The sequence below is a fragment of the Virgibacillus oceani genome (assembly GCF_014638995.1).
Taxonomy (GTDB): domain Bacteria; phylum Bacillota; class Bacilli; order Bacillales; family Amphibacillaceae; genus Virgibacillus_E; species Virgibacillus_E oceani.
Window position 1 is genome coordinate 39733 of the sequence record NZ_BMFR01000001.1, and the last position, 26498, is coordinate 66230.

The 26498-nt window shown below is 35.0% G+C and carries 27 protein-coding genes; 19 read left to right on the forward strand and 8 right to left on the reverse strand.

The features are described 5' to 3' along the window. The first annotated feature begins 1391 nt into the window (after positions 1-1391). On the forward strand, positions 1392-1952 hold the full coding sequence (locus IEV74_RS00225; protein ID WP_188453342.1) for a hypothetical protein: 561 nt from the start codon (positions 1392-1394) through the stop codon (positions 1950-1952). 130 nt (positions 1953-2082) lie between these two features. Here the strand turns inward: IEV74_RS00225 and IEV74_RS19975 are convergent, their stop codons facing one another. After that, the gene (locus IEV74_RS19975; protein ID WP_188453937.1) at positions 2083-2139 is read right to left on the reverse strand and encodes a YjcZ family sporulation protein; all 57 of its coding nucleotides are present in this window, start codon (positions 2137-2139) and stop codon (positions 2083-2085) included. A 411-nt stretch (positions 2140-2550) separates the two neighbouring features. On the opposite strand from IEV74_RS19975, the gene IEV74_RS00235 reads away from it, so the two are divergent. From IEV74_RS00235 to resA, 6 genes are all read left to right on the forward strand, one after another. Beyond that, complete coding sequence (locus IEV74_RS00235; RefSeq protein ID WP_188453343.1) at positions 2551-3777, forward strand: coiled-coil domain-containing protein; 1227 nt, start codon at positions 2551-2553, stop codon at positions 3775-3777. Between the two features lie 241 nt (positions 3778-4018). Next, complete coding sequence (locus tag IEV74_RS00240; protein WP_229683019.1) at positions 4019-4228, forward strand: SHOCT domain-containing protein; 210 nt, start codon at positions 4019-4021, stop codon at positions 4226-4228. Positions 4229-4317: 89 nt separating this feature from the next. Then, the gene (locus IEV74_RS00245) at positions 4318-5706 is read left to right on the forward strand and encodes a sensor histidine kinase (protein ID WP_188453345.1); all 1389 of its coding nucleotides are present in this window, start codon (positions 4318-4320) and stop codon (positions 5704-5706) included. Next, on the forward strand, positions 5699-6373 hold the full coding sequence (locus IEV74_RS00250) for a response regulator transcription factor (RefSeq protein ID WP_188453346.1): 675 nt from the start codon (positions 5699-5701) through the stop codon (positions 6371-6373). The genes IEV74_RS00245 and IEV74_RS00250 overlap by 8 nt, the downstream gene beginning before the upstream one ends. 193 nt (positions 6374-6566) lie before the next feature. After that, positions 6567-8675 carry a heavy metal translocating P-type ATPase gene (locus IEV74_RS00255; protein WP_188453347.1) on the forward strand — a complete coding sequence of 703 codons (2109 nt, stop codon included), beginning with the start codon at positions 6567-6569 and terminating at the stop codon, positions 8673-8675. A gap of 211 nt (positions 8676-8886) precedes the next feature. Further along, positions 8887-9462 (forward strand): thiol-disulfide oxidoreductase ResA, encoded by a 576-nt coding sequence (gene resA, locus IEV74_RS00260; RefSeq protein WP_188453348.1) that lies wholly within the window; start codon positions 8887-8889, stop codon positions 9460-9462. A gap of 197 nt (positions 9463-9659) precedes the next feature. On the opposite strand, the gene IEV74_RS00265 is transcribed toward resA, so the two are convergent. Further along, positions 9660-10889, reverse strand: a complete 1230-nt coding sequence (locus IEV74_RS00265; protein WP_188453349.1) for an IS110 family RNA-guided transposase — start codon at positions 10887-10889, stop codon at positions 9660-9662. Positions 10890-11203: 314 nt separating this feature from the next. Between IEV74_RS00265 and IEV74_RS00270 the strand changes: the two genes are divergently transcribed. The 4 genes from IEV74_RS00270 to IEV74_RS00285 all read left to right on the forward strand — a co-directional run bounded on the left by IEV74_RS00270 (position 11204) and on the right by IEV74_RS00285 (position 15167). Then, complete coding sequence (locus IEV74_RS00270) at positions 11204-12760, forward strand: multicopper oxidase family protein (protein ID WP_188453350.1); 1557 nt, start codon at positions 11204-11206, stop codon at positions 12758-12760. 175 nt (positions 12761-12935) lie between these two features. After that, a complete protein-coding gene (locus IEV74_RS00275; RefSeq protein ID WP_188453351.1) occupies positions 12936-13280 on the forward strand; it encodes a four-helix bundle copper-binding protein in 345 nt (114 codons plus the stop codon). A gap of 417 nt (positions 13281-13697) precedes the next feature. Continuing rightward, positions 13698-14156, forward strand: coding sequence for a hypothetical protein (locus IEV74_RS00280; RefSeq protein ID WP_188453352.1), 459 nt, complete (start codon positions 13698-13700; stop codon positions 14154-14156). 114 nt (positions 14157-14270) lie between these two features. After that, positions 14271-15167: a cupredoxin domain-containing protein gene (locus tag IEV74_RS00285; protein WP_188453353.1), complete on the forward strand. Its 897-nt coding sequence runs from the start codon at positions 14271-14273 to the stop codon at positions 15165-15167. A 155-nt stretch (positions 15168-15322) separates the two neighbouring features. Here the strand turns inward: IEV74_RS00285 and IEV74_RS00290 are convergent, their stop codons facing one another. From IEV74_RS00290 to asnB, 3 genes are read right to left on the reverse strand one after another with little or no spacing between them, the layout of a single operon-like run. Continuing rightward, entirely contained in the window at positions 15323-15670 is a 348-nt protein-coding gene (locus IEV74_RS00290) for an AbrB/MazE/SpoVT family DNA-binding domain-containing protein (protein ID WP_188453354.1), read from the reverse strand. Positions 15671-15693: 23 nt separating this feature from the next. After that, positions 15694-16734 carry a C39 family peptidase gene (locus tag IEV74_RS00295; protein ID WP_188453355.1) on the reverse strand — a complete coding sequence of 347 codons (1041 nt, stop codon included), beginning with the start codon at positions 16732-16734 and terminating at the stop codon, positions 15694-15696. A gap of 25 nt (positions 16735-16759) precedes the next feature. Continuing rightward, positions 16760-18673 (reverse strand): asparagine synthase (glutamine-hydrolyzing), encoded by a 1914-nt coding sequence (gene asnB / locus IEV74_RS00300; RefSeq protein ID WP_188453356.1) that lies wholly within the window; start codon positions 18671-18673, stop codon positions 16760-16762. A 311-nt stretch (positions 18674-18984) separates the two neighbouring features. Here asnB and IEV74_RS00305 point away from each other — a divergent pair, with 311 nt between their 5' ends. Both IEV74_RS00305 and IEV74_RS00310 read left to right on the forward strand, forming a co-directional pair. Then, positions 18985-20415, forward strand: a complete 1431-nt coding sequence (locus IEV74_RS00305; protein WP_188453357.1) for a UDP-N-acetylmuramoyl-L-alanyl-D-glutamate--2,6-diaminopimelate ligase — start codon at positions 18985-18987, stop codon at positions 20413-20415. 38 nt (positions 20416-20453) lie between these two features. After that, the gene (locus tag IEV74_RS00310; protein WP_229683020.1) at positions 20454-21623 is read left to right on the forward strand and encodes a D-alanyl-D-alanine carboxypeptidase family protein; all 1170 of its coding nucleotides are present in this window, start codon (positions 20454-20456) and stop codon (positions 21621-21623) included. A 278-nt stretch (positions 21624-21901) separates the two neighbouring features. Here the strand turns inward: IEV74_RS00310 and IEV74_RS00315 are convergent, their stop codons facing one another. After that, complete coding sequence (locus IEV74_RS00315) at positions 21902-22516, reverse strand: YdhK family protein (RefSeq protein ID WP_229683021.1); 615 nt, start codon at positions 22514-22516, stop codon at positions 21902-21904. A gap of 204 nt (positions 22517-22720) precedes the next feature. Between IEV74_RS00315 and IEV74_RS00320 the strand changes: the two genes are divergently transcribed. Next, positions 22721-22909, forward strand: a complete 189-nt coding sequence (locus tag IEV74_RS00320) for a cation transporter (RefSeq protein ID WP_229683022.1) — start codon at positions 22721-22723, stop codon at positions 22907-22909. Between the two features lie 193 nt (positions 22910-23102). On the opposite strand, the gene IEV74_RS00325 is transcribed toward IEV74_RS00320, so the two are convergent. Both IEV74_RS00325 and IEV74_RS00330 read right to left on the reverse strand, forming a co-directional pair. Further along, complete coding sequence (locus tag IEV74_RS00325) at positions 23103-23792, reverse strand: hypothetical protein (protein WP_188453359.1); 690 nt, start codon at positions 23790-23792, stop codon at positions 23103-23105. Between the two features lie 201 nt (positions 23793-23993). Next, positions 23994-24362: a helix-turn-helix domain-containing protein gene (locus IEV74_RS00330; RefSeq protein WP_188453360.1), complete on the reverse strand. Its 369-nt coding sequence runs from the start codon at positions 24360-24362 to the stop codon at positions 23994-23996. 136 nt (positions 24363-24498) lie between these two features. Here IEV74_RS00330 and IEV74_RS00335 point away from each other — a divergent pair, with 136 nt between their 5' ends. The 5 genes from IEV74_RS00335 (at position 24499) to IEV74_RS00355 (ending at position 26438) form a co-directional block, all read left to right on the forward strand. Then, a complete protein-coding gene (locus tag IEV74_RS00335) occupies positions 24499-24792 on the forward strand; it encodes a hypothetical protein (RefSeq protein ID WP_188453361.1) in 294 nt (97 codons plus the stop codon). A 16-nt stretch (positions 24793-24808) separates the two neighbouring features. After that, the gene (locus IEV74_RS00340) at positions 24809-25111 is read left to right on the forward strand and encodes a hypothetical protein (RefSeq protein WP_188453362.1); all 303 of its coding nucleotides are present in this window, start codon (positions 24809-24811) and stop codon (positions 25109-25111) included. A 76-nt stretch (positions 25112-25187) separates the two neighbouring features. Then, positions 25188-25670 carry a hypothetical protein gene (locus IEV74_RS00345; protein ID WP_188453363.1) on the forward strand — a complete coding sequence of 161 codons (483 nt, stop codon included), beginning with the start codon at positions 25188-25190 and terminating at the stop codon, positions 25668-25670. Between the two features lie 76 nt (positions 25671-25746). After that, entirely contained in the window at positions 25747-25986 is a 240-nt protein-coding gene (locus IEV74_RS00350; protein ID WP_188453364.1) for a hypothetical protein, read from the forward strand. Further along, positions 25956-26438, forward strand: coding sequence for a hypothetical protein (locus IEV74_RS00355; RefSeq protein WP_188453365.1), 483 nt, complete (start codon positions 25956-25958; stop codon positions 26436-26438). The genes IEV74_RS00350 and IEV74_RS00355 overlap by 31 nt, the downstream gene beginning before the upstream one ends. Positions 26439-26498 lie beyond the last annotated feature (60 nt).

Here is a 26498-nt window from a genome sequence, read left to right on the forward strand (position 1 = left end):
TCTCATTTCTTTATAACTCACTTTATACTCCTATATATTGATGCTAGACAAAATTTGATAAAAGATGGACTTGTATCGATTATTCTACAAAGTTATTTTGTAAGAAAAGTTGCTATTAGGTATTCATCAAAATGAACATATTGTGGTTAACTGTGTCTGTATATTTGTCTATTCAATTTGGTGCAATACTTTTTCCATTTAAGAGTGGCAAGGGAAATGGAGATAGTTACTATTGATAGTAACTATCTTAAGTAACGAATTAAGGTCAATGGTAACTAACATTGGTTTCCTCTGGTAGAAACCTATGCATACCTTTTGCAATGATGGGAAGAAAAACTTAATTTGCTAAGAGTATCGGCTACAGATAGGGTTATATGTAGCAAAAAAGTTAAAATTGCAGCTGAATATTATGATCATTATATACGTTTGAGAGATTCAGTTACTATATATGGTAACCATAAAGAAAGCCTTTATATCAATGTTTATACGGTTAGGAGAATTTTGTAATAGTTTATAGTAACCATTGTTGGTTACGTTGAACAGGTTCATAGTTACGATCAATAGAGACTATAATTCGATACAATAAAATTGCTAATTTGATCAAACAGATATTTTAATAAAGGTGGCACACACTTTCGGATAAGAACCGGTGCCAAAAGGGACATTTCTCACGCTATCTTAGCTAGATGAAGTAATGACACAATTGTTCCATTTGTGGCTGGATTTAAAGCCTCTTTAGACAGTTATAGCGAAGGCTAACCGAAGAAACACAAATTTTACATGTTGTCTACCCGTTTCCCTGTTTCGCCACATGTCTCAAATAGAGGAAACATATCTTAAAATTTCATAAAAATCGTTCAAATTCACTACCTCAAATGGGTATAGTTAGCCGTACCCCTTTAAAGTAGTGAACAAGTTCATCAATCCGGTTATGGAAAACCCTATTGTACCAATCCTCTACACGGCCCCAAGTAGCCCTTTTATCCCGACTTATTAGTATATTTGGAATCTATATTAATGCATTTTGCAGTATTCTATGTCATTGTCATAAAGACTTTATTTTTCTCTTCTTAAACCATATAAGAATTGAAATTATTATTTGGGAATTTTCATCTAACTCATCTCTAAAATCACTTGTTTTCTTTTCCGTTAAATTAAATTGTAAGTTTTTTAGATTGATATTTGCCTTCAAGTAACAAGAAAATTCACCTATGTAAGCATCGAATTTTCCCCTGTAACTTTTTAGGCAAAGTAGCATTGATATCAAATTTGTGGTTTATGTATTAGTGTAATAAATGAAGTATTTAATATAATGAATGCATTAGATTGATGCATGATTTAAGTCACAATGGATATTCTATAAAAGAAAAAACTTATGAAGGAGGATTCAAGTGATAGTAAAAACAGTGGATGTAGGATTAATGGCTAATCATTTATCCGCACATAAAGCCATAATAAAACGACTGGAAATATATGTAGAACATGCTCAAAACCAACAAATTACCACCATTTTGGAAAAGCAAATATTGATGATGAAAAATCATGTCCAAGCAATGAATCAATTGCTTAATCCTAAACAAAATAATGCCAGTTTGCCTCCGATACCGAATGGAGTAGGGATGTCTCATAACAAGGTTCCTAATAACCTTGGTGTAAGTGATCAAGATATTGCGGTGGACGCTCATTTTACTGCTAGTGCAATGGCTAAGGAAAACTTTAACTCATCTGAGAATATGAGAAATCAGCAGGTAAAAAAACTTCATTCTGAAATGGCCTTGCAGCAGTCTACTATAGCTGGCATGTATGAGCATTTAATGGATCAAATGGGGTGGATGAATCAACCAAATGCGTCTGTTTCAGAACAAACTGCAGCAATTACACCATTGAATGCAATGCAAAATAAGATGATGAATGAAAATCAACCAATGAGCAATTCAAATCATATAAATTAAATTGTAACCTAATAGTAATCACACTTGATTTTTACAAAAATATATAAAGGGAGTTGCTAAAGACTAGCAACTCCCATAAATAGCACTTCAAATTAGGTAATTAAATCCAAAGCTGCTGCTCCTACAATGATTAGTAGATAAACAATACGACAATCAGTACAAAACCACCATCACAATAGCTGAACAGTCAAATACGTCATATCCGAGGCCCACGAATACTTTCGAACTTCTAATTAATTTTTTGTATTAACCAAGACCAACGTGTGCAGTAGCTATAAGAATTTAGTAGGATAATTGGAATTTATTAATTTGGTTTCAATAAATAAATATGGGAGGATATTTTTCTTATGTAGAATATCAGTACTATACTGGTATGATTTTTGATGATTAGTGGCAAAAAATTTAACGAATAAACAAGGGAATCGTCGTATTTGAAACATAATTGTAACATCCATATTACATGGGTGTTATTTTTCTTTGTTATACTACGAATTGCTTAAGTTTAATAGATTACATAGTTTATTATATGAAAAATCACATAACTGCAATTGAATTAGATAAATAAGCAGTTGTAAAAAAGGAAGCGGGGACGAGAAGGTTGAAAAAAACAGTATTAACAATCTCGACTGTTGCGGTAGTTGGATTAACCGGTTCATTTTTTGGATCAACGGTAAATGCTCAAAAGAGTATGTCAGATATTAAGGATCAGCGCGCTGAGATCAAAGTAAATCTATCAGATGCGGAACAAAAAATTGCAGATGTATTGGTTGAATTGGAAGAGTTAAATAAAATGATTGCTAGAGTTGATTATGCTCTGGGTGAAAATAATAAACAAATGAAAGAAACAGAAGATAAAATAACTGGTACAAAAAAAGAAGTTGAAAAATTAGAGGCTGAAATTGTAAAGCTTGAAAAAGAAATTCAAGAACGCTATGAAATTATGAAAGATCGTGTCGCTTCCTATCAAAAAAATGGTGGTAGTATTGGTTTTTTAGAAGTGATTTTCGGTTCTGAAAGTTTTGGTGATTTTATTAGCCGAGTTTCAGCAATTTCCACGATTACAGAATCCGATGCTAATTTAATGGAAGAACAGGAAAAAGCTAAGGCAAAAGTTGAAGAAAAGCAAAATACAGTTCAGAATAAATTGGATGAATTAAAAGATATGAAAGCTGAACTGGAAGAAATGCAAAGTGTTATTGTAGAGCAAAAGAAACAAAACGAAGCAGCAAAAAAGGAATTGAAAGAGAAAGAGCAAAGATTGAAATCACTGAAAGCGAATTTGCAAAGTAAGGATAGTAATCTTGCCGCACTTGAGACAGAAATTCAACGAGGCATGACGGCTGCAAACAATGGATTAAATAGTACAAGTTCAAGCTCAGGATCAAGGAAATCTTCATCATCCTATTCTGCACCATCTGCACCTGCATCAAAAGTCAGCGGTAATATAAGCACAGTGATTAACGCAGGTTACAAGTATATTGGAAATTCTGTTTATGTATTTGGTGGTGGGCGAACAGCTTCTGATATTCGCAATGGAATATTTGATTGCTCTGGATTTATCGCTTGGGCATTTTCACAAGGAGGAATCTCTGTACCTGCCAGTACTTCACAATTACAATATGTAGGTAAACGGGTTTCAATCAATGAGATCCAACCAGGTGATTTAGTATTCTATAATACTTATAAACCGAATGGACATGTTGGAATTTATATCGGCAACGGCAAATTCATTGGTTCACAAAGTTCAACAGGCGTAGCAATCGTTGATATGGATACAAATTGGTGGAGCAGCAGATTTAGTGGACTGGTAAGACGTGTTCGATAACATAAAACGACTTTGTTGAATGGCGTGCGGTTGTAAAAATCCCGCACGCCATTTTTTGGTAATTACTTTTTGTTCTTCCCTCATTCAATATTCTTGAAATATCACCTAACAAGTTCCTGCCTATAATGCATAGAATTGCATTAATAGTCGCTGTTCAATCTAATTTACTGCATTCTGCAAAATTTCTTGATAATTATGGGGTATATTAGTAACAACTGAAGGTGATAAAAGGATGTATTTGATGGACGGGAACAGCTTATTTTTGTGGATGTTTATTATTTTTTGGCTGGGTCTACTGATACTGGGTATTTTGCTGGTAATCAATTATGTTAATGGGGGAAACGAAAAGAAATCCCAGCAAATATTAAATACACGGTTAAAAAATGGTGCAATTGATGAGTCAGAAAACAGTCGGTTAAAATCAATCTCAGAGCGAAATAAGAAGGCGTAAAGCTTCATTAAGGAAAAGAGAAATTGAAAAAAAGTTTTTTGAATTATTAATGGTGTTAATAATCTACTAACTGGTTGAAGAGGCGGAAAATGTTTAACAAACTTTCTTTGAAAATCGGATTACTATTTTTTGTTTTTATTCTAGTCATTGAGTCATTTCTATTTTTTATTCTTTATACAAATCTTGCTCATAATAGAATAGACGAGGTAATGGATAGTATATTGGCTCGCGGTAATACGCATCGCGATGTCTTGGAGGACAACTATAATCAATCTACTTTAGAGCATGTTGGAATAATGGAATCAACATCCGAATACGTGGTGGTAATTACTGATAAATCCGGTAGTGTAATTGTTGCGTCAGATCCTCTTGAGCAAGAAATGTTGAATGTAATGAAACATACAGAGGGAAACATAATACCTACAGAGGGTAAGGTTGTAGAGGATAGATGGAAACAAAAAGAATATATTGCTACTGAAAGCCCAATCACAATTAATGGTGAACATAAAGGCCATGTCTATATGTTTGCTAATACGAGTAATGTTAAAAGTATTGTCGATCAGCTGAACAATCAATTCATTGTTGTAGGTCTTATAACAATATTCCTGACGATAGTTACTGTATTTATTCTGTCAAGGTTTATTACCATTCCTTTAATAAAAATGAAAAAGGCAACAGAACAATTAAGTTCGGGAGCGACTAAAGTTGACTTACATACGGGTCGTAAGGATGAACTGGGTGAATTGGCAAGCACCATATCGAAATTATCAAATGATTTAGAGCGGGTGAAAACAGAAAGAAATGAATTCCTAGCAAATGTTGCACATGAGCTACGGACGCCATTAACCTACATTAAGGGATATGCTGATATAGTCAGCCGTCAAGGTATATCTAAAGAAGACAAGAAAGAATATTTGGCTATTATTCGTGAAGAAACGGAGCAATTAACGGTACTAATTAAAAATTTGTTTGAGTTAGCCAAAATGGATGAAAATAAATTTATAATTAAGCCTGAAGAAGTGACATTGTATAAATTGATCCAGTCTGTAGAAAATCGTATTAGCCCATTATACGAGGAAAAAAACATCACGTTGTCAGTTGTTTGTCCACAGAATATTATTGTTTTTATCGATCCAGAACGGTTTCAACAAGTCTTGGTAAATATTTTAGATAATGCAAGAAAATACACTTCTGTTGGTGGTCAAGTATTGCTTAAAGTTAGTCGTAAAGATGATGATATCAGTATTATAATCAGTGATAATGGGGAAGGCATACCCAAAGAAGACTTACCATATATATTTGACCGCCTATACCGTGTTGAAAAATCGCGTTCAAGACAAGGTGGTGGGACAGGATTGGGTCTCGCAATTGCAAAAGAAATTGTAGAATCACACGAAGGAACTATTGTAATTAATAGTGAACAAAGCAAAGGTACAAGCGTTATAATTAGATTGCGGGAGGTGACTACTGATGAATAAAGTCCTTTTAGTTGACGACGAAAAACGAATGTTAGATTTGTTAGCATTGTATTTGGAACCTCACCAGTATAGTTGCAGAAAGGCGTTAGGAGCTAATGAAGCTCTGTCAATTATTGGAGAAGAACCTTTTGATATCATTTTGCTTGATATTATGATGCCGGAAGTGACTGGATGGGAACTGTGCCAAGAGATTAGGCAAATTTCGGATGTACCAATTGTTATGGTGACTGCTCGCGATCAGAATGAGGACATTGTTAAAGGTTTAAAATTAGGTGCAGATGATTATGTTACGAAACCTTTTAATGAAAACGAATTATTGGCTAGAATAGAAGCACTATTGCGTAGAACAAAGCCCGCTAACCGAATTGAGGTAAATGGTTTATTATGGAATGAAAATCGATATGAACTGACTTATAAAAACCAATTAATTAAGCTAACTCCAAAGGAATTTGCAATGATTGGGTACTTGTTGAAAAAACCTAATCAAGTGTTTACAAGAGAGCAGTTAATTGACTTAATATGGGGATTCGATTCGGATACTGAGGGACGAACTGTTGATTCGCACGTACGGAATATAAGAGAAAAAATTAGGAATGCAGGTTTTCCGATTGATAACCATTTCAAAACGGTTTGGGGGCTTGGGTATAAATGGATTAACCATTCCTGAACTGAATGGTAATTATATTGTGTCATACCATTCCTTATTAACAGATTAACGGGGAATTATCTTAGTTAAGATAGTTCTATTTTTGGGATTAAAAAATACTGTACATGGGTATTGTATAATAAAGAACGATTTCCTTAAAGAAAAAAGCATTGATGTAAACATAAGAAACAATTCGTGAAAGGAGAGAAAATAAATGTCAACAGACGATAAAGAAAATCAAAAACATATTCATAACAAAAATGAACATCATAATCACAATCATCACCACGAGAATCATGGCCATCTTGATCAAAATGAACACCAACATCACCATGAGCATGGAAATCATGGGGAACACAATCACAGTGGACATAATCATCACAATCATGGTGATATGGTTAACGACTTTAAGAAACGGTTTTATATTTCATTGATCATTACGATACCCATTCTGATATTGTCTCCGATGATTCAAGATTTCATTGGAGTGGATTGGCAATTTGCAAATGATAAGTATATCTTATTTGCGCTTGCAACTTTTATATTTTTTTATGGAGGCTGGCCATTCATCACTGGCGGAATAAGTGAATTAAAGGATAAAAATCCAGGGATGATGACGCTTATTGGCCTTGCCATATTGGTTGCTTACGTATATAGTTCCCTGACCGTATTTGGTCTAGAAGGAAAAGATTTCTTTTGGGAATTGGCAACATTAATCGATATCATGCTGCTAGGACATTGGCTTGAAATGCGATCCGTAATGGGTGCGTCTAATGCGCTTGAAGAACTTGTTAAACTGATGCCGAGTGAAGCACATAGACTTGACGAAAACGATGAAATACATGATATACCAGTAGGAGACCTTAAAAATAATGACCGAGTACTTGTTAAACCGGGCGAGAAAATCCCTGTTGACGGAACAATAGTGAACGGTAAATCAGCAATCGATGAATCGATGCTTACTGGGGAATCTGTCCCTGTGGAAAAGTATAAAGGCGATGAAGTAATTGGAGGTTCTATTAATAATGAGGGGTCGCTTACCATTCAGGTTGAAAAAACAGGCGAGGATTCGTACCTGTCCCAAGTCATTTCGTTGGTGAGGGAAGCACAAGAATCAAAATCCAGAACACAGGATATTACAAATCGAGCAGCAAAATGGCTATTTTATTTAGCATTGGCATCTGGCTTTATAACGTTGTTCGTTTGGATATTACTTGGCTATTCCTTTGATGTGGCTTTAGAACGAATGGTCACTGTAATGGTTATAACTTGTCCACATGCGCTTGGATTGGCTGCACCACTTGTTATTGCTGTTTCCACTTCTATTTCTGCCAAACAAGGATTGCTTATTCGGAATAGGGCTAATTTTGAAGGGGCAAGGAATCTTGACGCAGTCGTGTTTGATAAAACAGGAACCTTAACAAAAGGTGAATTCGGTGTAACAAATATTGTACCAAATAACGGTTATGGGGAAAAAGAGGTCTTAAGTTGGGCTGCTAGCTTGGAACAAAATTCCGAGCATCCTCTTGCAACGGGAATTGTCAAAGCTGCAAAGGAAAAAGGTGTTGAACTAAAGAAAATTGTCGATTTTGAATCGATAACCGGCAAAGGTATTGAAGGAACAGTAGATGGCAAAAAGGTCAATGTTGTTAGTCCGGGTTATGTGAATGATAACGATATGGAATATGATCAAAAAATTTTTGGTGAAATGTCAGAGGAAGGCAAAACGGTTGTTTTTGTTTTGCTGGAAGATAAATTGATTGGCATGATTGCATTGGCTGACATGGTTCGTGAAACTGCTAAAGAAGCAATTGCTTCGTTAAAAGAAAATGGGATTCATTCCATTATGCTGACAGGAGATAATAAGAAAGTTGCCAATTGGGTAGCTAAGCAGATGGCAATTGATGAAGTTTATGCAGAAGTGTTACCCGATGATAAAGCAAATCAAGTGAAGAAAATTAAGGGAAAAGGCTGGAAAGTTGCAATGACAGGGGATGGCGTAAATGATGCCCCGGCATTAGCTACAGCAGATTTAGGGATTGCCATTGGTGCAGGAACCGATGTAGCTATGGAAACGGCTGATGTTGTACTTGTTAAAAGTAATCCGAAAGATGTTGTGTCCTTAATCGAGTTATCAAAAAGAACATATAGAAAAATGGTACAAAATCTTTGGTGGGCAACAGGGTATAACATAGTCGCGATTCCACTAGCAGCAGGAGTTTTGGCCCCATTTGGAATCGTTCTAAGCCCAGCAGTTGGAGCAGTATTAATGAGTCTAAGTACGGTTATTGTCGCAATCAACGCAAAGTTATTAAAAGCTTAATATAATTTATAATGAAATATGTGATTCCCCCCAAGGCAAAGTTTAAGAGCAGTGGGGGGTTAAATTTGTGCCAATTTATTTTTCCTCTAATCTTCACAGTTTCTACATAAACAGAATTTATAATATAAAAAGAATATCACATTACACATTGGCTTTGTAGCCCTTTAATTGAACGTTTGACAGGGAGATTTTTAAGTAAGGAGTTGATTCTATGGGGTTAGAAGATATTAGGTCAGGGAAAAAAAGGAAAAAAGGGAAGAGGTTATTAATTCGAAGTGCTATTTTAACTATATTGTTGGCAGCAGTTGTATTTGCATTATTCAATAATCTCACAAAAGATAATGTTATCTATGGGGTTGGAGACGATGCACCAGACTTTAAATTGAAACAAATCAACATAAATAATGATGTAGAATCCATACAGCTTAGTGATCTGGAGGGTAAGGGTGTGATGCTTAACTTCTGGGCAACATATTGCAAACCATGTGAAAGAGAAATGCCATATATGGAAGGGCTGTACCGAGAATATAAGGATAAGGGAATAGAAATAGTTGCAGTAAGTTTAGACGCTACAGAAATCGTTATACATCGATTTATTGACAAATATAATCTTACGTTTCCTGTCGTTCACGATAACAAGAATGTAGTGATGGATTTATATCAAATTGGCCCTATTCCAAGTAGTTATTTTATTAATCCACAGGGGGAGATTGTAGAGAAAGTGGAAGGGGCATTAACACTGGAAAGACTGGAAGGTTATTTCAAACAAATCATGCCAAATTCATAAATGATCAGCAATTACCATTTACCAGTATGAAATAAAATATTGAATCTTAATTTCTGCAAAATTTCTCGATATTTTTCTTATAAACTACTTGATTGTGTAAGGAGGTAATTAAGTTTGAAAATCATTAGTTGTAGGAGTTCGCCTTGGAGCACTTAAAAAAGACAATACTAAATAAAGGTACTAAAAATCGTAAAAAATTAGGCTATCTTAAAACCGTGACTCTTTGCAAATTGTATTGCCTCCTCCACGGATAGTTCCTTTTCTGGAGGGATATAGTTGATCGCATGATATAAATCCGGATTATAAGGCTCTTTATTTAAAAGAACATGATAAATTGCGACCAACAAACGGTGGGCAATCGCAATAATTGCTTTTTTATGTCCTCGGCGTTTCTTTAATTGAAGATATTTATTTCGGATCTCCGGATGTTTTTCTGAACGAACAACGGCATTGGCTACTTGCACCAAAAGTGGTTTAAGATATCGACCACCCTTGGAAATCTTGGTGGAGTGTTTTTTACCGGCACTTTCATTATTTGCTGGTACAACGCCTGCCCAAGAACTAAGATGACCTGATGTAGGAAATTTTGTCATATCAACACCAATTTCAGAAATCAACCGGATGGATGTTAATTCTTTTTTGAATCCGGGAACCGTCTGAATCAATTTGATTTGGGGTTGATATTCCTGCGCCAGTTCTTTGATAAGTTGTTCTAAATCATTCTTGCAAAGAACAATAGCATCATAGTGGGCTTTGATTACCCGGATTTTCTCGGCTTGCTCGTTACTAATTTCGCCTTCTATAGAGAGTTTCAGGTGATCGACTTTCTTGATCATACTTTTGTGAACAAGGGTTTCAATATCTGGTATTTGACTTGGGTCATCTAGGACGCTCTTGATAATCTTTTGAGCGCTTTTTCCGAAAACATCGGAAACAACACTAGCTATTTGGATATTCGACCAAGTCAAGGAATTTTGAAACCGATTCTTTTCACTCGTTTGAACAGAGGTTAACTTATTGTAATAACGAAACAGATCACGCAGTTGGCGGATTTTCGCTGGCGGGATAAAACTTCCAGCAACTAGATCGTGTTTGTATAAATCGGCAATCCACTGGGCGTCCTTTTTGTCTGTTTTCTTTCCACGAATCGCCTTGACATATTTTGGGTGGGCCAAACAAATGTCACGTTCTGATTCAAGGATATTGTAGAGGGGAATCCAGTATTTACCGGTAGATTCCATACAAACGTGAAAACAGGAATAGTAATCCAGCCACTTTTTTAGTTCCTTCAATTGATTGGTGAAGGTGGAAAACCGACGGCGATAATATTGGGTGATCCCTTGATCATCCGTAATTGCGATGACTGCAACCACAAAAGTTTTGTGAACGTCAATTCCGCAGCAATTCGGATAAACGATTTTCATCATGGTAGGTACCTCCTAATCATTATTGAAGGAGAACTGTACATTGACTGCAAGGCTCTCTATAAACGAGTCGCTTATGCAAAGATAAGTTTACGTGCTCTATGTCACAGTTAGTTGTTCTTGAAAAGCCAAGCTACACATATAAAAATGCGAGGTCATGTAGTGAGACCATGCACTTACTCACCTCCCCGTGATTTGTAGTGTATACAGGCTCCTTAAAGAACAGGTTACTACTTTATAACAAAAGATAAAAGGCGGAACGCCTCATTTTCATGCGGTGTTGTGCCTTGAGCGTAGCGAAAGGAATGATTATAAAGATGAAAAAAATATATCTGTTCATCATAATTATAATGGTTAGCATTTTAGCTGCGTGTTCACAGCAGTCATCTGGATCCAATGATCAAGAAAAACAAAGCGAGGAAGTGGAGTCCCAGACGACAAATCAGGCAAGCGCTAAAGATACTGATGAAAAAAAGGTAAATGAAATTAATCTTACGGCAAAGGAAGTTAAATGGACATTAAGCCCAGATAAAACAATTACTGCTTGGACATATAATGGAACGGTTCCGGGTGAGCAGATTCGTGTTAAAGAGGGGGAGCTTGTACGGGTTAATTTAACAAATGAATTAGACAAGCCTGTTACTATCCATTGGCATGGTGTTCCTGTTCCGAATACGGAGGATGGAATTCCTGGTGTTACGCAGGATGCCATCGTACCTGGGAAGACCTATACGTATGAATTTGTTGCAAATACCCCAGGAACCTATTGGTATCATTCGCACCAAAATGGAGTAGAACAAATTGATAAAGGGTTATACGGTACGTTTATTGTGGAACCAAAGAAAGGTGTAAATGTTGATCGAGATTATACACTTGTTTTGGATGAATGGGAGTCAGGCAACGAAGGCCACGGTATGGATATGGAAGGAATGGACATGGGAGATATGGATAATATGGCCAATCATTCTGAGTCAGAAGGTTCTAGTATGATGGGGCATGACATGAGTTCTTATGATATTTTCACTATTAACGGAAAAACCTATAAAGAGAACAAACCATTAATAGTGAAAAAAGGGGATAAGGTTAAACTGCGGTTTGTGAATGCTGGATATATGGTTCATAAAATTCATATTCCAGTTGATTATAAAGTAACCCATGTTGACGGTCAAAAAGTAAATAATCCGGAAATTCAAAAAGGATCTGTATTGGAAGTCGCTCCTGGCGAGCGTTATGATATTAAATTTATAGCGGATGGCAGTGGTGATTTCACAATTGATTGTCATGGTGAAATGGATGCTGCCAAAGACATGAAAATTGACGTTGTTTACAAGGAAGGTAATGGAAAAAAGATTGAACATAGTCAACCGTCCACTAAGGTTGATTTAACAACGCTTGGTGAGGATGCCGAAGCACAATTCACCTTGGAAGATGAGTTTGATGTGGAATACACAATGGATCTTGGGACTAAGATGGACATGAGTAATGAAGATATGGGAATGGCATGGACGATAAACGGTGAAACCTATCCTAATGTTCCACCACTAAAAATCGATAAAGGTGATAAGGTTAAAGTAACACTTACGAATAATAGCATGGATGAATCTACTCATCCAATGCATTTGCACGGTCATTTCTTCCAAGTGTTGAGCAAGAACGGGCAGCCACTTGAGGGTTCACCAATTATTAAAGATACACTAAATGTAAAACCTGGGGAGACATATGAGGTAGCATTCATTGCAGATAATCCTGGTAACTGGCTCTTCCATTGCCATGACCTACATCACGCTTCAAGTGGTATGGTAATGCTTGTTAAGTATAATAATTTCGAGGAATTTTATACGGATACGGGCAAGGTAGATAATAAGCCTCAATAAATTTTAAGGTATGTGGATGTCCCCACATACCTTTTTTCAATCCATTTAAATTATTTTCTTATAGTCATGATAGGTATCAAGGTAAAATGGCATAATATCGATCACGTTTGGGTCAAGTATAAATCCCATAACAATGAACAACATAATTATTGATACGTAAAAAGGAGGACTATAAATGGGAGTATTATCAACATCACCAACAAATATGGAGGAATGTATTGAATCCTGCCTTAAATGTCTAAGGGCATGTGAAGAATGTCTCACGGCTTGTTTGCAGGAACCCGATGTACAGGCAAGGGTTAAATGTATTCAAACATTAAATGATTGCGCTGCCATATGTAATGAATCAGTAAAATTTATGTCACGAAATAGCACATTTTCAGCTAATTTGTGTGGCTTATGTGCAACTCTTTGTGAGCAATGTGCAACAGAATGTGAACAAATGAAGGATACACATTGCCAAGAATGTGCAAAAATTTGTCGTCAATGTGCTGAAGAATGCCGTAAAATGGCAGTCTAGTCTTACTGTTTGGAGTGTGGAGATACTTTTATTTCTGCACTCCAATTTATCTTTTGAAATACTTTAATTAATTTTCCCCTTTAAACTTCGCTTTGACTATTTGCCTTAATCCGTTAATAATCAACCCACGCACCCAACAGTGATTTTAACCAAAAGGTTCGTCATTATTGTAATTTCCTTGTTAAATGCTTTTAATCAAATATTCACCAAAACTGCATATTTAATTATTAATCTTATAAGGTATAAAGTCATGAATGGTATAATTTAGTATCTTAGACTCATTGATTCAACAATTTAGATCCAAATGGGAAAATTGTGTTTACTTATGATTTTGTAGCTTCTAACATAAGCAATAACAAAAATGGGGAATATAACTGATATTTGGGTCATTTGGTGATATGTTCCATCTATTTCGGGATGGGAGGTAATGTTATTAGAAAAGTTGCAATAGTATTGTTGGTTTTTATTATTGGGTTAATGTGTTTCCTGTATTGGTTGTTCCAATTTAATGATGCAACATTAGTTTCCAATAAATCTATTTCAAAGCAAGTGGATGATTTTATACTGCATATAAGAATTGAAGACATAGATAATGAGGTACAAGTATTTCGTTCGATTCAGTATATGGGAGAGGATTCTGTTAAAATTGTACATAGTACTCCCTTAATATCTGTATCATTTAAGGTTAAAAACCATGATTTTACAGGGGGACCTGTTTCAACAATTTTAGGTAGAGGCGAGAGTTATCATCCCCAAGACGCGTTTACATTTGCATCTCCCAAAAAAGGAAAATACAACCTATACGTTAAGGCACGATTTTGTGTCAATGGGGAAGAAATGACAATAGATTATGTTGAGAATCTTATATTTGAATAAAAGGGCAGCACACTAGCAGTAGGTGCTGTTTTTTAGATTTCATGAATTAACGATGAAAGTAATCATATATTTTAATAATGGACCATAAAAGGACAGGCAAAGAGGGGATATTATATGACACTTCCATTGTATCTTACTTTTATAGGTGTATTCACCTTATCAATCGTGATTATTTGGAACACTATTTATTACCGGAAGAAGATTCCTTGTATGACCGGAATGATGATTGCTATGGTACTTGGGATGAGTACAGGATTAACTATCGGGGTAATTCTAGGTATACTCTACGCTGATAATTTGTTTTATTCTACTGTACTGTCGATGGCGATAGGATTATTAGCCGGCTTTCTGGCGGGACTACCGATCAGTTTAATGGCAGTTTTAGACGGAACACTTTCAGGGGTAATGGGTGGCATGATGGGAGCAATGCTTGGGGTAATGATTTCTTCCAATTTTCAGGATTCAATCATAAAAATTATGTTTTTGTTGTTCATTGGAACGATTTTAATTCTATTTCGAATGATGGATCAAGAATTTATGAAGAGGAAAGGGTTGTTAAGTCACCCCTTAATTATCCTCTGTATATTTGCACTATTTTCCATTGGTTATAACCAGTTGGGGCCACTTGTTTCCGCTTCAAACATGTCAAATGACACCAATCATCAACACAACGGTATGAATCCTACTAATCTGGTAATAAAGGCAGACGAATTTTCTTTTACACCAAATCGAATAGAGGTGGCTGCCGGTGAAAGTTTAACAGTAGTTTTAGATAATATTGGGGAAGTAGAACATGATCTAGAAATAATAGGAATAAAGGTAGAGAATGTGAAATCTTCTTCATTACATGATCATCAAGGCAACCATAATCAAATTCATGTTCACAGTAAACCAGGGAAGAAGCAGGAAATTACGTTTACGCCAACCACACCAGGTACATATCGTTATACTTGTACAATTCCTGGACATGCAGAGTCAGGGATGACGGGAATGATTGAGGTGACTTCATAAAAATGAAAGCAGACTGGCGTTGCAAACCAGTCTGCTTCTAAAGTTTTAGAAAATGTTTAGTTTCACAATCAATGTAAAATAAAATTTCCCGATACATCTTATTTATGTGTCAAATCCCTCCAAAAAAATTGAGGCTGATTTGCTACTAAATTAATTTATATGACTTTCGTTAGCTTAATAAGCTGTGTGGAATTTGAGACATAGACCTGAAACATATCACCTTTTCTCAGGCATAAGGATTTTCTTAATTCTTTTGGAATCCATATTCCTCCCCTTTCACTTATTATCATTTTATTATCTAATGATGCCCTGTTATATTTGCGGATGATTAATTCCTGTAAGCTGTTGGTTAAGCCAACTGTTACTTCATCCCCAGGCATCAATGGCACTGTTTCTCTTATTGATTTTGGAATTGTGATTGATTGTCCATTATTTAACGTGCAAGTCAGACCAGTGTCAGTGAATTGGTTGCATTTATTCTGTATTTTATAAGTTTCATACATAAATCAACACACCTTATTAGTACTTAGCGAATAACCATCGCATGACTACCTGCCAGTTTATAAACCCTAAAGAACGTATCAGTATAATGGGTTACTTGCCCTTTTAGCGGATCCATAGTATATACGGAATCTTTATTAAAACCAGTAAGGACAACTGTATGGGAATTAGACAGTGCATTATATATTTTTTCCGTTCCAGGAATATACCATGAATAATCAATATGTGGTTTTTTCATATCCCTTGTTATCCAAACGATAACAGGTACACCTTTTTTAAGCATATTCAGTATTTCTTCACGTGTACTACCACTTATGTTTTTGGGAGTATGATTACCTTCCACGTCCTTGAAGAACCTTTCAGCTGTTTTAATTATAGGAGGGGCATAACTGAAAAATCCCCCTGGATCTCTGCTAGGATCACCAACATATGCTTCGTAAGGGCTTGGTCCATATAGCCTATTATTACTACGCGTAAATGATAATTTTGGCAAGTAGGTGTTAGCTAGAACGGTTTTTGATGTTTCATAACCGTAATATTTAAGAACAGCGGTTAATGCTGTAACCTCGCATCCGTTAGGCAGTTCGGGATTTTGTAAAACCGTATCAACCGTTAATTGTAGATCAGTAATTTTTATTTCGTTATCCTGTGTCAAATGATAGTCCTTGATATATTTTGGCATATGATTTTTTGTGATTAACAAATTAAAGTTATCATTTAATTCCACAATGTACTGCTTATCAATGATTTTATATGGCTTTATCACATTTGTTTGTAATACTTTATAGGCAGTATCAGTGTCTAACAAGCTTGAGGTTACTTGCCCATTACTAAATGTTTTAAGTATCTCTACAGTATTATTTGTTTTCACATCAATAATTTTGTATTCTGTATTTTTAATTGGCTTTCCAGTTTTTGCATCAACATTTACAATCGTTAATCGACTCTCGTCCTTATCAAAAACTTCGTAGAGCATACTTAAAATTTGACCTTTGTAAATAACCACCAATGCAATGGACATGAATAGAAAAAAGAAGAGTAAAGAATTTCTAATCATCAATTTCATTGCACAATTCTCCTAAAGATACAGCTTATACCGATGTAGCAACTTTTTCATGCATACGGTCTTTTTTATGCTTATATTCTTGATGATTATGCTTATCATCTTCAAAAAACATCTTATACCATATAAGAAATACATATACGGTCCAGATATACCGTTGGCGATTAGCTTTTCCATCAAAATGCTCATCAAGGTACTTTACAAGCTCTTCGGTATGGAAAAACTTCTTTGCCATATCTGATTCAAATAACGCTTTTACCCGATTATAATATTTTTCTTGCTTTAGCCAATCTTTAATTGGCACCGGGAATCCTACTTTTGGTCTATTCGCCCATTCATCTGGCAAAACTTCACTGGCAGCTTTACGTAATACGTATTTTGTATCTTTGTCATTTACTTTAAGATGTGCAGGGATTTTAGAAGCCATCTCCATCACTTCTTTATCCAAAAATGGTACACGAAGCTCAATAGAGTGTGCAGAACCCATTTTATCCGCTTTTAATAGAATATCGTTTGGCAACCAATGCTTCATATCAACGTATTGCATTTTCGTCACTTCATTTTTGCCTTGCACGTTTTGATAAGACGGGCGCACAACTTCTTCCGGTGTTGGTGCATCTTTGAAATCATCTTTTAGGATTTTTAGAGCATCTTCCGCTTCAAAAATCTTAGCTTGCCCAATAAATTTCTCTTCTGTTCGTTGACCACCCTTAACCAAAAAGCTGGTGATATGTTTTTTAGGAAATTTTTCACTAACTTTAGAGGCCACTCGACGAATAAAAAATGGTACTTTTTCATATTTTCGCATCGTATTCGACGTTTCGTACCATGCGTATCCACCGAAAATTTCATCCGCGCCTTCTCCCGATAATAGAACGGTTGCATGTTTGCTTGCTAATTCAGATAAGAAGTAAAGTGGAACTGATGATAAATTTGCATGTGGTTCGTCCATATGATATTGAATCGTTGGAATCACATCGAAAAATTCATCTGCACTAATTATTTTTTTGTGGTTTTCAATTTCTAGAATAGCAGATAAATCTTCTGCAAGATTCGTTTCATTAAAAATCCCCTCATAATCCTCAAAACCTACTGAAAAAGTCTTATCTGGTTTTAATAATGCTGTAATATAACTGGAATCAACACCACCAGATAAAAACGATCCAACCTTAACATCACTTATTCTGTGGTAACGAACAGACTCCCGCATGGTTTCTTTAATTTTTTCCATATAGAATTCCAAACTGTTTTCTTTTTCCTCAAATTGAACATCCCAATAGGACTGTATCGTCATATTGCCCTTTTTATACAGCATATAATGACCAGGTTTCAGCTTATAAACACCTTTGAAAAACGTTTCATCAAGAGGTGAATGCTGGAACGTTAAATAGGGTTTCAAAGCTTTTTCATTTAATTCTTTGTAAAAGGCTGGGTTCTTCAAAAACGATTTAATTTCGGAACCAAACATAAATGAATGATCACTTGTGTTCTCGGTATAATATAGTGGTTTTATTCCAAAGAAATCCCTAGCAAGGAATATAGTGTCTTCATTTTTATCCCAGATTGCAAATGCGAACATCCCCCGTAATCTCTGTAAAATGTCAACGCCATATTCCTCATAACCATGAATAATCGTCTCACTGTCGCTGCAACTTTGAAATGTGTGTCCCTTTGCGATAAGGTCGTCCATTAATTCTTGATAATTATAGATCTCGCCGTTAAAAACTAAAACGACGGAATTATCTTCATTGAACATAGGCTGACTTGCATCGGTTGTTAAATCAATTATTTGCAACCTTCTAAACCCTAACGTTGTATATTCATCGGAATAATGTCCATCACTATCTGGACCTCGATGACTAATGGTGTCCATCATTTCCTGTATTACGGCATTCTTATCAAATACTTTTTTGTTATTTACAAAACCAACGATACCACACATGTACTATTCTCCTGTTATATATGTCTTTGTTGATAAAGTGAAACTACCTTCCTGCAAGTCATTCATTTACACGAAGGTAGTTGAAGGAATCTAGCGACTTTATCGGCATTGCAATAAATGCTGGAACAAATTATATGTTATAAGTTTGCATTTTTTATAGAGAAAATATGACGAAAGAGTAAACAAGTTATTACAAATCATTAACAATAATTAAGCGTTTATTACGAACTGTTAATCCACACACTTTCTGCACAAAAAAAATTTAGACTTTAGAGTGAGTCATACTCTGAAATGGAAGGGTCAAATGTAGAATGAGATTACATCACCTATTAAACAAATTGAAGATTGAGTCCGGAGACATGGATAATAATAGAAGCATTGTTGTATCTGGGATAGCTGATAGATCGATGGATGTTAAGAAGGGATTTGTATTTGTAGCTATTAGCGGTTTTAAAACAAATGGTCATAAATATATCAATGAGGCTATTTGCAATGGTGCCTCTGTAATCATAGGTGAGGGAGATATTGCTGGATTACCTGTACCTTACATAAAAGTAAAAAATAGTAGGAAGGCTTTAGGGGTAATAGCCAGTAATTTCTATAGCAATCCTTCTAAGAAAAAAAACGTTATCGGAATTACCGGGACCAATGGGAAGACAACAACCAGTTATATGTTAAAGCACATTTTGGAAACAAGTGGTTTGACGTGTACAATCATCGGGACGAACCAAAATGTTATAAACGGTGAGATTGTCCAAAGCGTAAATACTACCCCAAGTTCTCTAGTTTTGCAACGAATCCTATCAGCAAGTAAGGATGATGTCGTTATTATGGAAGTTTCATCTCATGGGTTAATGCAAAGCCGTGTGGAAGGGGTGGAGTTTGATTTTTGTTTATTTACAAATATGAGTCATGATCATCTCGACTATCATAACTCAATGGAGGAATATTTTCGGGTTAAGACTTCATTATTTGAGAAGCTAAAGGATAATGGATGTGCCGTAATTAATATTGATGATTTTTGGGGCGAGAGGCTGGTCAAATTGCTGAAAGGGAAAGTGAAAAATAAACTCTATACGATAGGTCAGTCTGCAAGTAGTCATTTAAGAATAATTAACATAAGAAACTCTGGGATAACGGTTAAAGTAAAAAATGATTTGGTTCGCATTTGCCCTTTCATACCAGGTATTCATAACTTGTACAATGCTTTAATGGCGGTTGCAACCGCAAACTTATTAAATATTGATGAACAAGGTATTCTGGCATCAATCAATGAATTTAAAGGGGTAGAAGGTAGATTTGAAGTTATAGGGTTAGATAATGGTGCAACAGCAGTAGTTGATTATGCACATACTCCAGATGCTATCTTTCACTGTTTAAGGACTGCGAAACAATGTGGTGCTAAAAGACTAATTCATGTTTTCGGTTTTAGAGGGGATAGGGACTCCAGCAAATGGCAGGAGATGCTGTCAATAGCATCTGAATTAAGTGATCAATACATTTTGACACTTGATGATTTAAATTCTGTTTCCCACAAAAAAATGGTTGAGTTGATTGAATGCTTCAATAATAATTATGGAAATGAGAGTGGAGTCATTATTTCAGATCGAACCTTGGCTATTAAACAGGCAATGGAACAAAGTGTTCCAGGTGATTGGATTATTATCACAGGTAAAGGGCATGAAATTTATCAGCAAAACTATCATCTGAAAACTGTATCTGATAGAGATACAATAACTTAACTTTTGAATCAACATAACACAAGAAAGTAGGTACCTTCGTGAAAAAGATAATGATAATGATGACAGCTATGGTTATGCTAAATGTCTACTTCTCTATGAAAACATTTGCAGGATCAGATGAGTCTATCCCAACGTTATCAAGTGATGCCGCAATTATGATTGATGCAGATAATGGATCTGTACTCTACGAAAAAAATGCCGATGAAAAAATGTATCCAGCAAGTTTGACCAAAATTGCCACGGCCATTTACGCAATCGAAACAGGTAATCTCGACGATATTGTAACGGTTAGCAAAAAGGCCCGAAATGTAGATGGAACTAGGGTTTATCTGGAGGAAGGAGAACAGGTTACACTAAAGAAGCTACTTCAAGGATTATTGATTAATTCGGGTAATGATGCAGGTGTAGCAATTGCGGAACATTTAAGTGGAAGTGTCAAACAGTTTTCTTCTGACATAAACAGGTATTTAAAAAATATAGTTGGTGTTCATAATACTAATTTTGAAAATCCGCACGGTCTTTTTGATCCCAATCATGTTACAACCGCAGAAGATATAGCAAAAATAACTCAATATGCGATGCAAAATGAAGTGTTTCGCAAACTTTTTGGAACAGAAGAGTTAGAGTGGGATGGAGAATCGTGGGATACAACACTTTATACACATCATAAGCTAATGAGGGAAATACCCTACGACGGGATAACGGGCGGTAAGACTGGATATGTGGATCGGTCAGGATTTACTTTAGCTACGACAGCGGAACGAGAGGATTTAAGTTTAATTGTCATAACCTTAAACAGTAATTTACAATCTGAGGCCTATGCGGACACTATAAATCTTTTAGACTATGGATTTGAACATTTTCAACGGTCCAGTATATCCAAGGGAGAAATCTTTGAAGTGAACAATCGGGAATATAAGGCACCTAGAAAGTTAACATATACGCATACCTTAGAGGGGGAAGTAAGCAAAGAAATGGATTCAAATGGAACGTTAAGCATTATTAATCAAGAAGGTACTTTAATCAACTCTTTCCAATTGAAACAAGTTAAAACAGAAAATGAAAAAAGTGGAATGGATACTGTAGTCGAAAATACTAACTCAAACCCGGGATTTGAAATGGATTCCCTCAATGTTGTTGTAATTTCAGTGATTATAGTTTTGGGGGTATTTAGTTTGTATTATCGTAGACATAAGAATGTAACGTGATAAGGTTCTGAAATTGGCTGAAAGATTGATAATTTCTGATGGACAAATGCCAATTATTAAGTCACTGCTATAATATCAACCAAGCACTTGATTGAAGATTTTAACATTATAAGTAAGCCACCTTATTAAAAGAATGGTATTCATTGGTAAGGTATAAATGTTACGCGCGTAAGTATATAAATAGTGAAGAATTTTATAAAGGTCAGGAAAGGTCTACAATAATTAGAATAAAAGGTATGCTGGATTCGCCCGGCATACCTTTTATTTATCGTCTTATCTTATTTAACCGGGGATAACTCATTCTCTGTTACCCATTTATGATTTGTAACCTTTTCACCACCAGTTGTAGGCATATAATCAACCATATACACAGTTGTTTTTTTAGCCGAATCTATTTCTGCGGTTGCGCCGTCCATCCCCTTCATATGCGCTGCTTCAATAGTGACTTCTGTTCCAGGTTCCAATGGTTTATCATCCTCCGCTTCCTTAATTTCCTCCTGAATGACCCATTTATGATTTGTTACTCGCTCTCCACCTGTTGTCGGAGTATAGGAAATAGCGTAGACAATTGTGTCATAGGCACCAACAATTGTGGCCTCAGCACCCTTCATTCCTTTCATATGGTCGGATTCAATGATTGCTTTACTTCCCACCTTAAACGCAGGATTTTTCGCTTTTTTCAATCCTTCAGGAACTTCTCCAGAGCTAGAGTGATTCATTTCCATTTCGTCTTCACTCATGTCCTTTTCACTCATTTTTTCTGAACTAGATTGTGAATCTGTACTCTCGCTATCATTTTGTGTTTCGTCATTACCGCTCCCGCACGCAGCAAGGATAAACATTGTCATCAGTAATAATATTCCTATTATTAATTTTTTTGAGTATAACATCATGCTGATTTTCCTCCTTTTTATGATTCCTTAATATTCTTTCCAACAAATATGCAGATTCTATGCAGATTCTATGACAATTTAAAATTAATTTTCCTTATTAAGCTTAATCAATAGACGATGTGCAAATTCTTACGGCGTTTAGTCTCGTTTCTGTCGTTTCAAACGCACTGCTATTGGAACGGTATTTTTATGGAGGTTAAAACTATGACTTTAAATGTAAAATATATGACTTGTGGTCTCTGCAAAATGGCAGTTAATGGCGCATTTACAGAATTAGAGGGCATTGGTGACGTAAAGGTAAACCTAGAAAACGGTAAAGTGGAAGTTAGCTATGATGAATCAAATGTGGACAAAAAAATGAAAGAAGCCATTGAAGATCAAGGATATGATTAACTTAATAAAATTCAGTTACAGGGAGGTAGGAAGCCTATTGTTCTCCTTTTACCACTAGGAAAATTTGATGACCCCTGGGACTATGAATAAGGAACAATTCACACGATGTTATATAATTTGAAACCATATTTCTATCAATAGAAAAAGGATAACGAATAAAAGTATAACACCTTTTATTCGTTATCCTGATTTTTTAATTATTGTTTAAAAAGGAAAATGGAAAGTCATTTATGATTTTGTTTGCTTTTTTTATTATAAGGCAGTTGGAGTCTTTTAATAATTTTGATAACCGGTAATGAGTTTTATCGAAAATATCCTTTTCTTTCAATTCATTTTTTCCATATTGACAATAAGGTAATTTCAAAAGGGATTTGGTCTGTTCTTTCAGTTGTTCTTCTTCATTTTTATTAAATTTGATAACTGACTCATCCATTATGTCAAACAAATCAAAATGGAGCAGCATAATGGCGTCATTAGTTAGTTTTGAATTAGCTAGTACATAATTTATGAAATTTAAATCATTTTCATTTGTACCACAATAGTTTTCTAATGCCTCTTTTATTCGATACATAGAATCGCTATAGTTTTTGCAAAAATGAGTTCTAGAAAATGAGGTCCGATCTTGTGTATGATCATGATTTTTGTATATGTTGACTTTAAGTTCACAAAGAAGATACCCTTTTGAATAGTATTCTAAAATCAAGTCATGGAATCGGATTAAGTGTTCTGTCCACACTTTAAATGTATTGTTTTTCTCGTCAAAGTACTTGAATTCAAAAGTGTTGTCAGTGAGATTTTCATACCATCTCAAATGAATATCATCACAGTCATCCAATACATAGTTGCTCTTTTGATTATTAAATACAGCCTTAATTGATAACAATTAAAAAACCTCCTAGATAATTTTTAATATTATACTTAGAAGGGAATCATATTTTAATAGCTTTGCTGATCTCTTTGAAAAAATTTTGTAGTGAAGTTTTAATATTTAATCGAATGTTAATGTACAAATGATTGCGGCACTCAGGATGCTTAAGAACTATAAAACTGTACTTACTCTACACCGATTAATCCTAATTGAATTTTAATCTTTTATAAACGGAAGCAAAAAAACGTACAATGCTTTTCTTTGTTCAATGGAAAGGGTTGAAATCATTTTATGTAATTTATCTTCTAATTCATCCTCAATATTTCTTGTTTCCTCGGTGTTGAATTTTAATTGTAAATCATGAAGTTTGCTATTACCCTCTAGCCGGAAGAAAAACTCGCTTATAGTCATATTGAATTCGCTGCAAATTTTGGAAAGTAGGGGGAAGGACAGTTCTTGGCTTCCACTCTCAATCCGCGACAGGGAGGGTTGAGAAACCCCAATCCGTTTGGCAAAATCAATCATAGTTAATTCTCTTTCTCTTCTCAGTTGTCTTATTAATCGACCAAGTTCTAATTCATTCATTATTATTCCTCATCATTCTCTAATTAATAATTTCTTCTCTAATCGTACTGTTTTTTCATTTTACAATCAATAAATTACGTGTTATTCTTTATATGAATAAATACATGATATGAATGAAAAGGGAGGCTGATTATAATTGATTGATGGATTCCAGAATGCTATGTATCAATTAATTGAAACAAGATTAGAGGAAATTATTAATAGTGAAGAATATGTCTTGTTTTTTGAAGCTATTTACAATGATTTGGAGGAAAAGTTGTCGTCAATTACTGAACCACTAGATGAAGAGACGAAAAATGAGATGATGGAAGATATTAAATCGAATCTTTTTGATCAGTTTTTTAATCAAAGCAAGTTTACTTACAAGGCAGCATTTAGTGATTCTTTTACATTTTTAATAAACAATGTGTTACTTCCAAGAAATAAGTAATAAAGGAGCTAACGATATGAATTTATATAAGGGCAAAATTGTAATAGACGTATCATCGCTTGTTGAATCGAATAATGAAGAAATTATGACTGAGGAAGCACACGAAAGTCTTTCATCAGAACTGTTTGCCGAAATTATGCTGGTATTAGGTGCGAATGGCTACAGAGTTACTTCGATTGGTGCAACTTTAAAGGATACTGGTGTGGCAAAAGACAAAGATATAGAAATTGTTAGGTCTAGTAATGAAGAATCCCAAAAAAATATTAACAGAGTTTATAATAAAGCCAATCGAAAAACGTATAAGATAGCGCTGTATTAAAATCAAAAGTGGGTGAATTGTTATTTATCAATGATTCACCTCTTTGTAAAAGGTTTTGTTATATGAAAGGAGATTTATGATTACTTTAACCGAATTACCTATAACATTTTTTGAAAGATCTCTAACTGACGAAGATTTATATATCGATATACATTGTTATGCCACCGCCAATATGGGGCAAAATGGATTTTACGTTAAAGATAAGTGGATAAGTGCTAAAACAGTAACAGATGGTAAAAAATTCACCGTACCAACGAGCGCTTTTGCAGCTGAAAATATCGGAGACATAAGGGGGGCTGATGTTATTGTATTTGCTTATCTTTGCTATGTTGCATGTAAAAATGAGAATTGCACTGTAAAATTAGAAGTTGGAGATATAGCCCAAAAAACGAAAATAAAAAAGACGCAAATAAGACGCGCTGTTAATAATTTACTTAGGGAAGGATTTCTGGTAACAAGCACAAAAAGTGGCTACTACATAATTACGGAATTTGAGTATCCGGATGAATTGGCGGCAAATAAGTCATTACTGAGGGCAATAAATAATGAATTATTTTGATGGTAGGGAATAAAATGAAACTTTTACTTTGTTTGAAATGTAACGATATATTCAATTTGGATTATAAGATAAAGGAATGCTGTTATGGTTCAGTTTAGAGGAAAAATACACTGTTCAACAAGTTACAACGTATTTTGGCGAATCAGCAGTTCCACTCGGTTTTACCAATAATTCATTTATATGTGCAACTAAAAATCAGCATAAAGAGGGTATGGGAAGGAAGTTTACTGCTTTTGTAATTCCTGAAAAAATGCCCGACATTTGTCAGAAAGGAGAAATAGAAAGATGGGGACTTTTTATACCATTGGTATCATAAAGGAATTTAAAGCGACCTCCAATCAACATCTAACAGCAAACGAATGGGATAAGGTGCTAAATGTGAGGGTGGATTTAGAACTTTATGATCTTAATTTTACAGATTCAGGTGTTGTAGCGAGGTTAGAAAGTAACATTTTTAGCGAGAACATTACTGATTTCTATGGGGTTTTTAAAGAAATATTAGGGACAAATAGAAATCCAAATTTTGATCATTATGAAAAGGATTTTGGAACCGATATCGAAAACTATCAAATAGCAAACACAATATTAAATTTTCAAGAAATAAATGGACGTACTGTCACACTGGACATTCAGTTTGTACTTTTATTCCTGGAAGGGAAAGTAATGGTAGAGGAATTTTACACTGAACCAGCTTTGATAAATTGGTTGTTTAGAAATAGTAAGATTGACAATAAACTTGCAGGTTGTGTGGTTAGTGAAGTAGTATGAAACTTAAAAACTTTATAACCAGTGCGAGTAAAGAAGGAAAAGAAATTATTTCTTTTCTCT

Excerpts from the sequence above, each read along its gene's own strand:
- IEV74_RS00255 (WP_188453347.1), top strand. The coding sequence starts at position 6,567 with ATGTCAACAGACGATAAAGAAAATCAAAAACATATTCATAACAAAAAT.
- IEV74_RS00340 (WP_188453362.1), top strand. The coding sequence starts at position 24,809 with ATGAATTTATATAAGGGCAAAATTGTAATAGACGTATCATCGCTTGTT.
- IEV74_RS00305 (WP_188453357.1), top strand. The coding sequence starts at position 18,985 with ATGAGATTACATCACCTATTAAACAAATTGAAGATTGAGTCCGGAGAC.
- IEV74_RS00265 (WP_188453349.1), bottom strand. The coding sequence starts at position 10,889 with ATGATGAAAATCGTTTATCCGAATTGCTGCGGAATTGACGTTCACAAA.
- IEV74_RS00285 (WP_188453353.1), top strand. The coding sequence starts at position 14,271 with ATGACACTTCCATTGTATCTTACTTTTATAGGTGTATTCACCTTATCA.
- IEV74_RS00355 (WP_188453365.1), top strand. The coding sequence starts at position 25,956 with ATGGGGACTTTTTATACCATTGGTATCATAAAGGAATTTAAAGCGACC.
- IEV74_RS00280 (WP_188453352.1), top strand. The coding sequence starts at position 13,698 with ATGGGAGGTAATGTTATTAGAAAAGTTGCAATAGTATTGTTGGTTTTT.
- IEV74_RS00250 (WP_188453346.1), top strand. The coding sequence starts at position 5,699 with ATGAATAAAGTCCTTTTAGTTGACGACGAAAAACGAATGTTAGATTTG.
- IEV74_RS00275 (WP_188453351.1), top strand. The coding sequence starts at position 12,936 with ATGGGAGTATTATCAACATCACCAACAAATATGGAGGAATGTATTGAA.
- IEV74_RS00320 (WP_229683022.1), top strand. The coding sequence starts at position 22,721 with ATGACTTTAAATGTAAAATATATGACTTGTGGTCTCTGCAAAATGGCA.
- IEV74_RS00330 (WP_188453360.1), bottom strand. The coding sequence starts at position 24,362 with ATGAATGAATTAGAACTTGGTCGATTAATAAGACAACTGAGAAGAGAA.
- IEV74_RS00295 (WP_188453355.1), bottom strand. The coding sequence starts at position 16,734 with ATGAAATTGATGATTAGAAATTCTTTACTCTTCTTTTTTCTATTCATG.
- IEV74_RS00345 (WP_188453363.1), top strand. The coding sequence starts at position 25,188 with ATGATTACTTTAACCGAATTACCTATAACATTTTTTGAAAGATCTCTA.
- IEV74_RS00315 (WP_229683021.1), bottom strand. The coding sequence starts at position 22,516 with ATGATGTTATACTCAAAAAAATTAATAATAGGAATATTATTACTGATG.
- asnB (WP_188453356.1), bottom strand. The coding sequence starts at position 18,673 with ATGTGTGGTATCGTTGGTTTTGTAAATAACAAAAAAGTATTTGATAAG.
- IEV74_RS00270 (WP_188453350.1), top strand. The coding sequence starts at position 11,204 with ATGAAAAAAATATATCTGTTCATCATAATTATAATGGTTAGCATTTTA.
- IEV74_RS00290 (WP_188453354.1), bottom strand. The coding sequence starts at position 15,670 with ATGTATGAAACTTATAAAATACAGAATAAATGCAACCAATTCACTGAC.
- IEV74_RS00240 (WP_229683019.1), top strand. The coding sequence starts at position 4,019 with ATGGACGGGAACAGCTTATTTTTGTGGATGTTTATTATTTTTTGGCTG.
- resA (WP_188453348.1), top strand. The coding sequence starts at position 8,887 with ATGGGGTTAGAAGATATTAGGTCAGGGAAAAAAAGGAAAAAAGGGAAG.
- IEV74_RS00350 (WP_188453364.1), top strand. The coding sequence starts at position 25,747 with ATGCTGTTATGGTTCAGTTTAGAGGAAAAATACACTGTTCAACAAGTT.
- IEV74_RS00245 (WP_188453345.1), top strand. The coding sequence starts at position 4,318 with ATGTTTAACAAACTTTCTTTGAAAATCGGATTACTATTTTTTGTTTTT.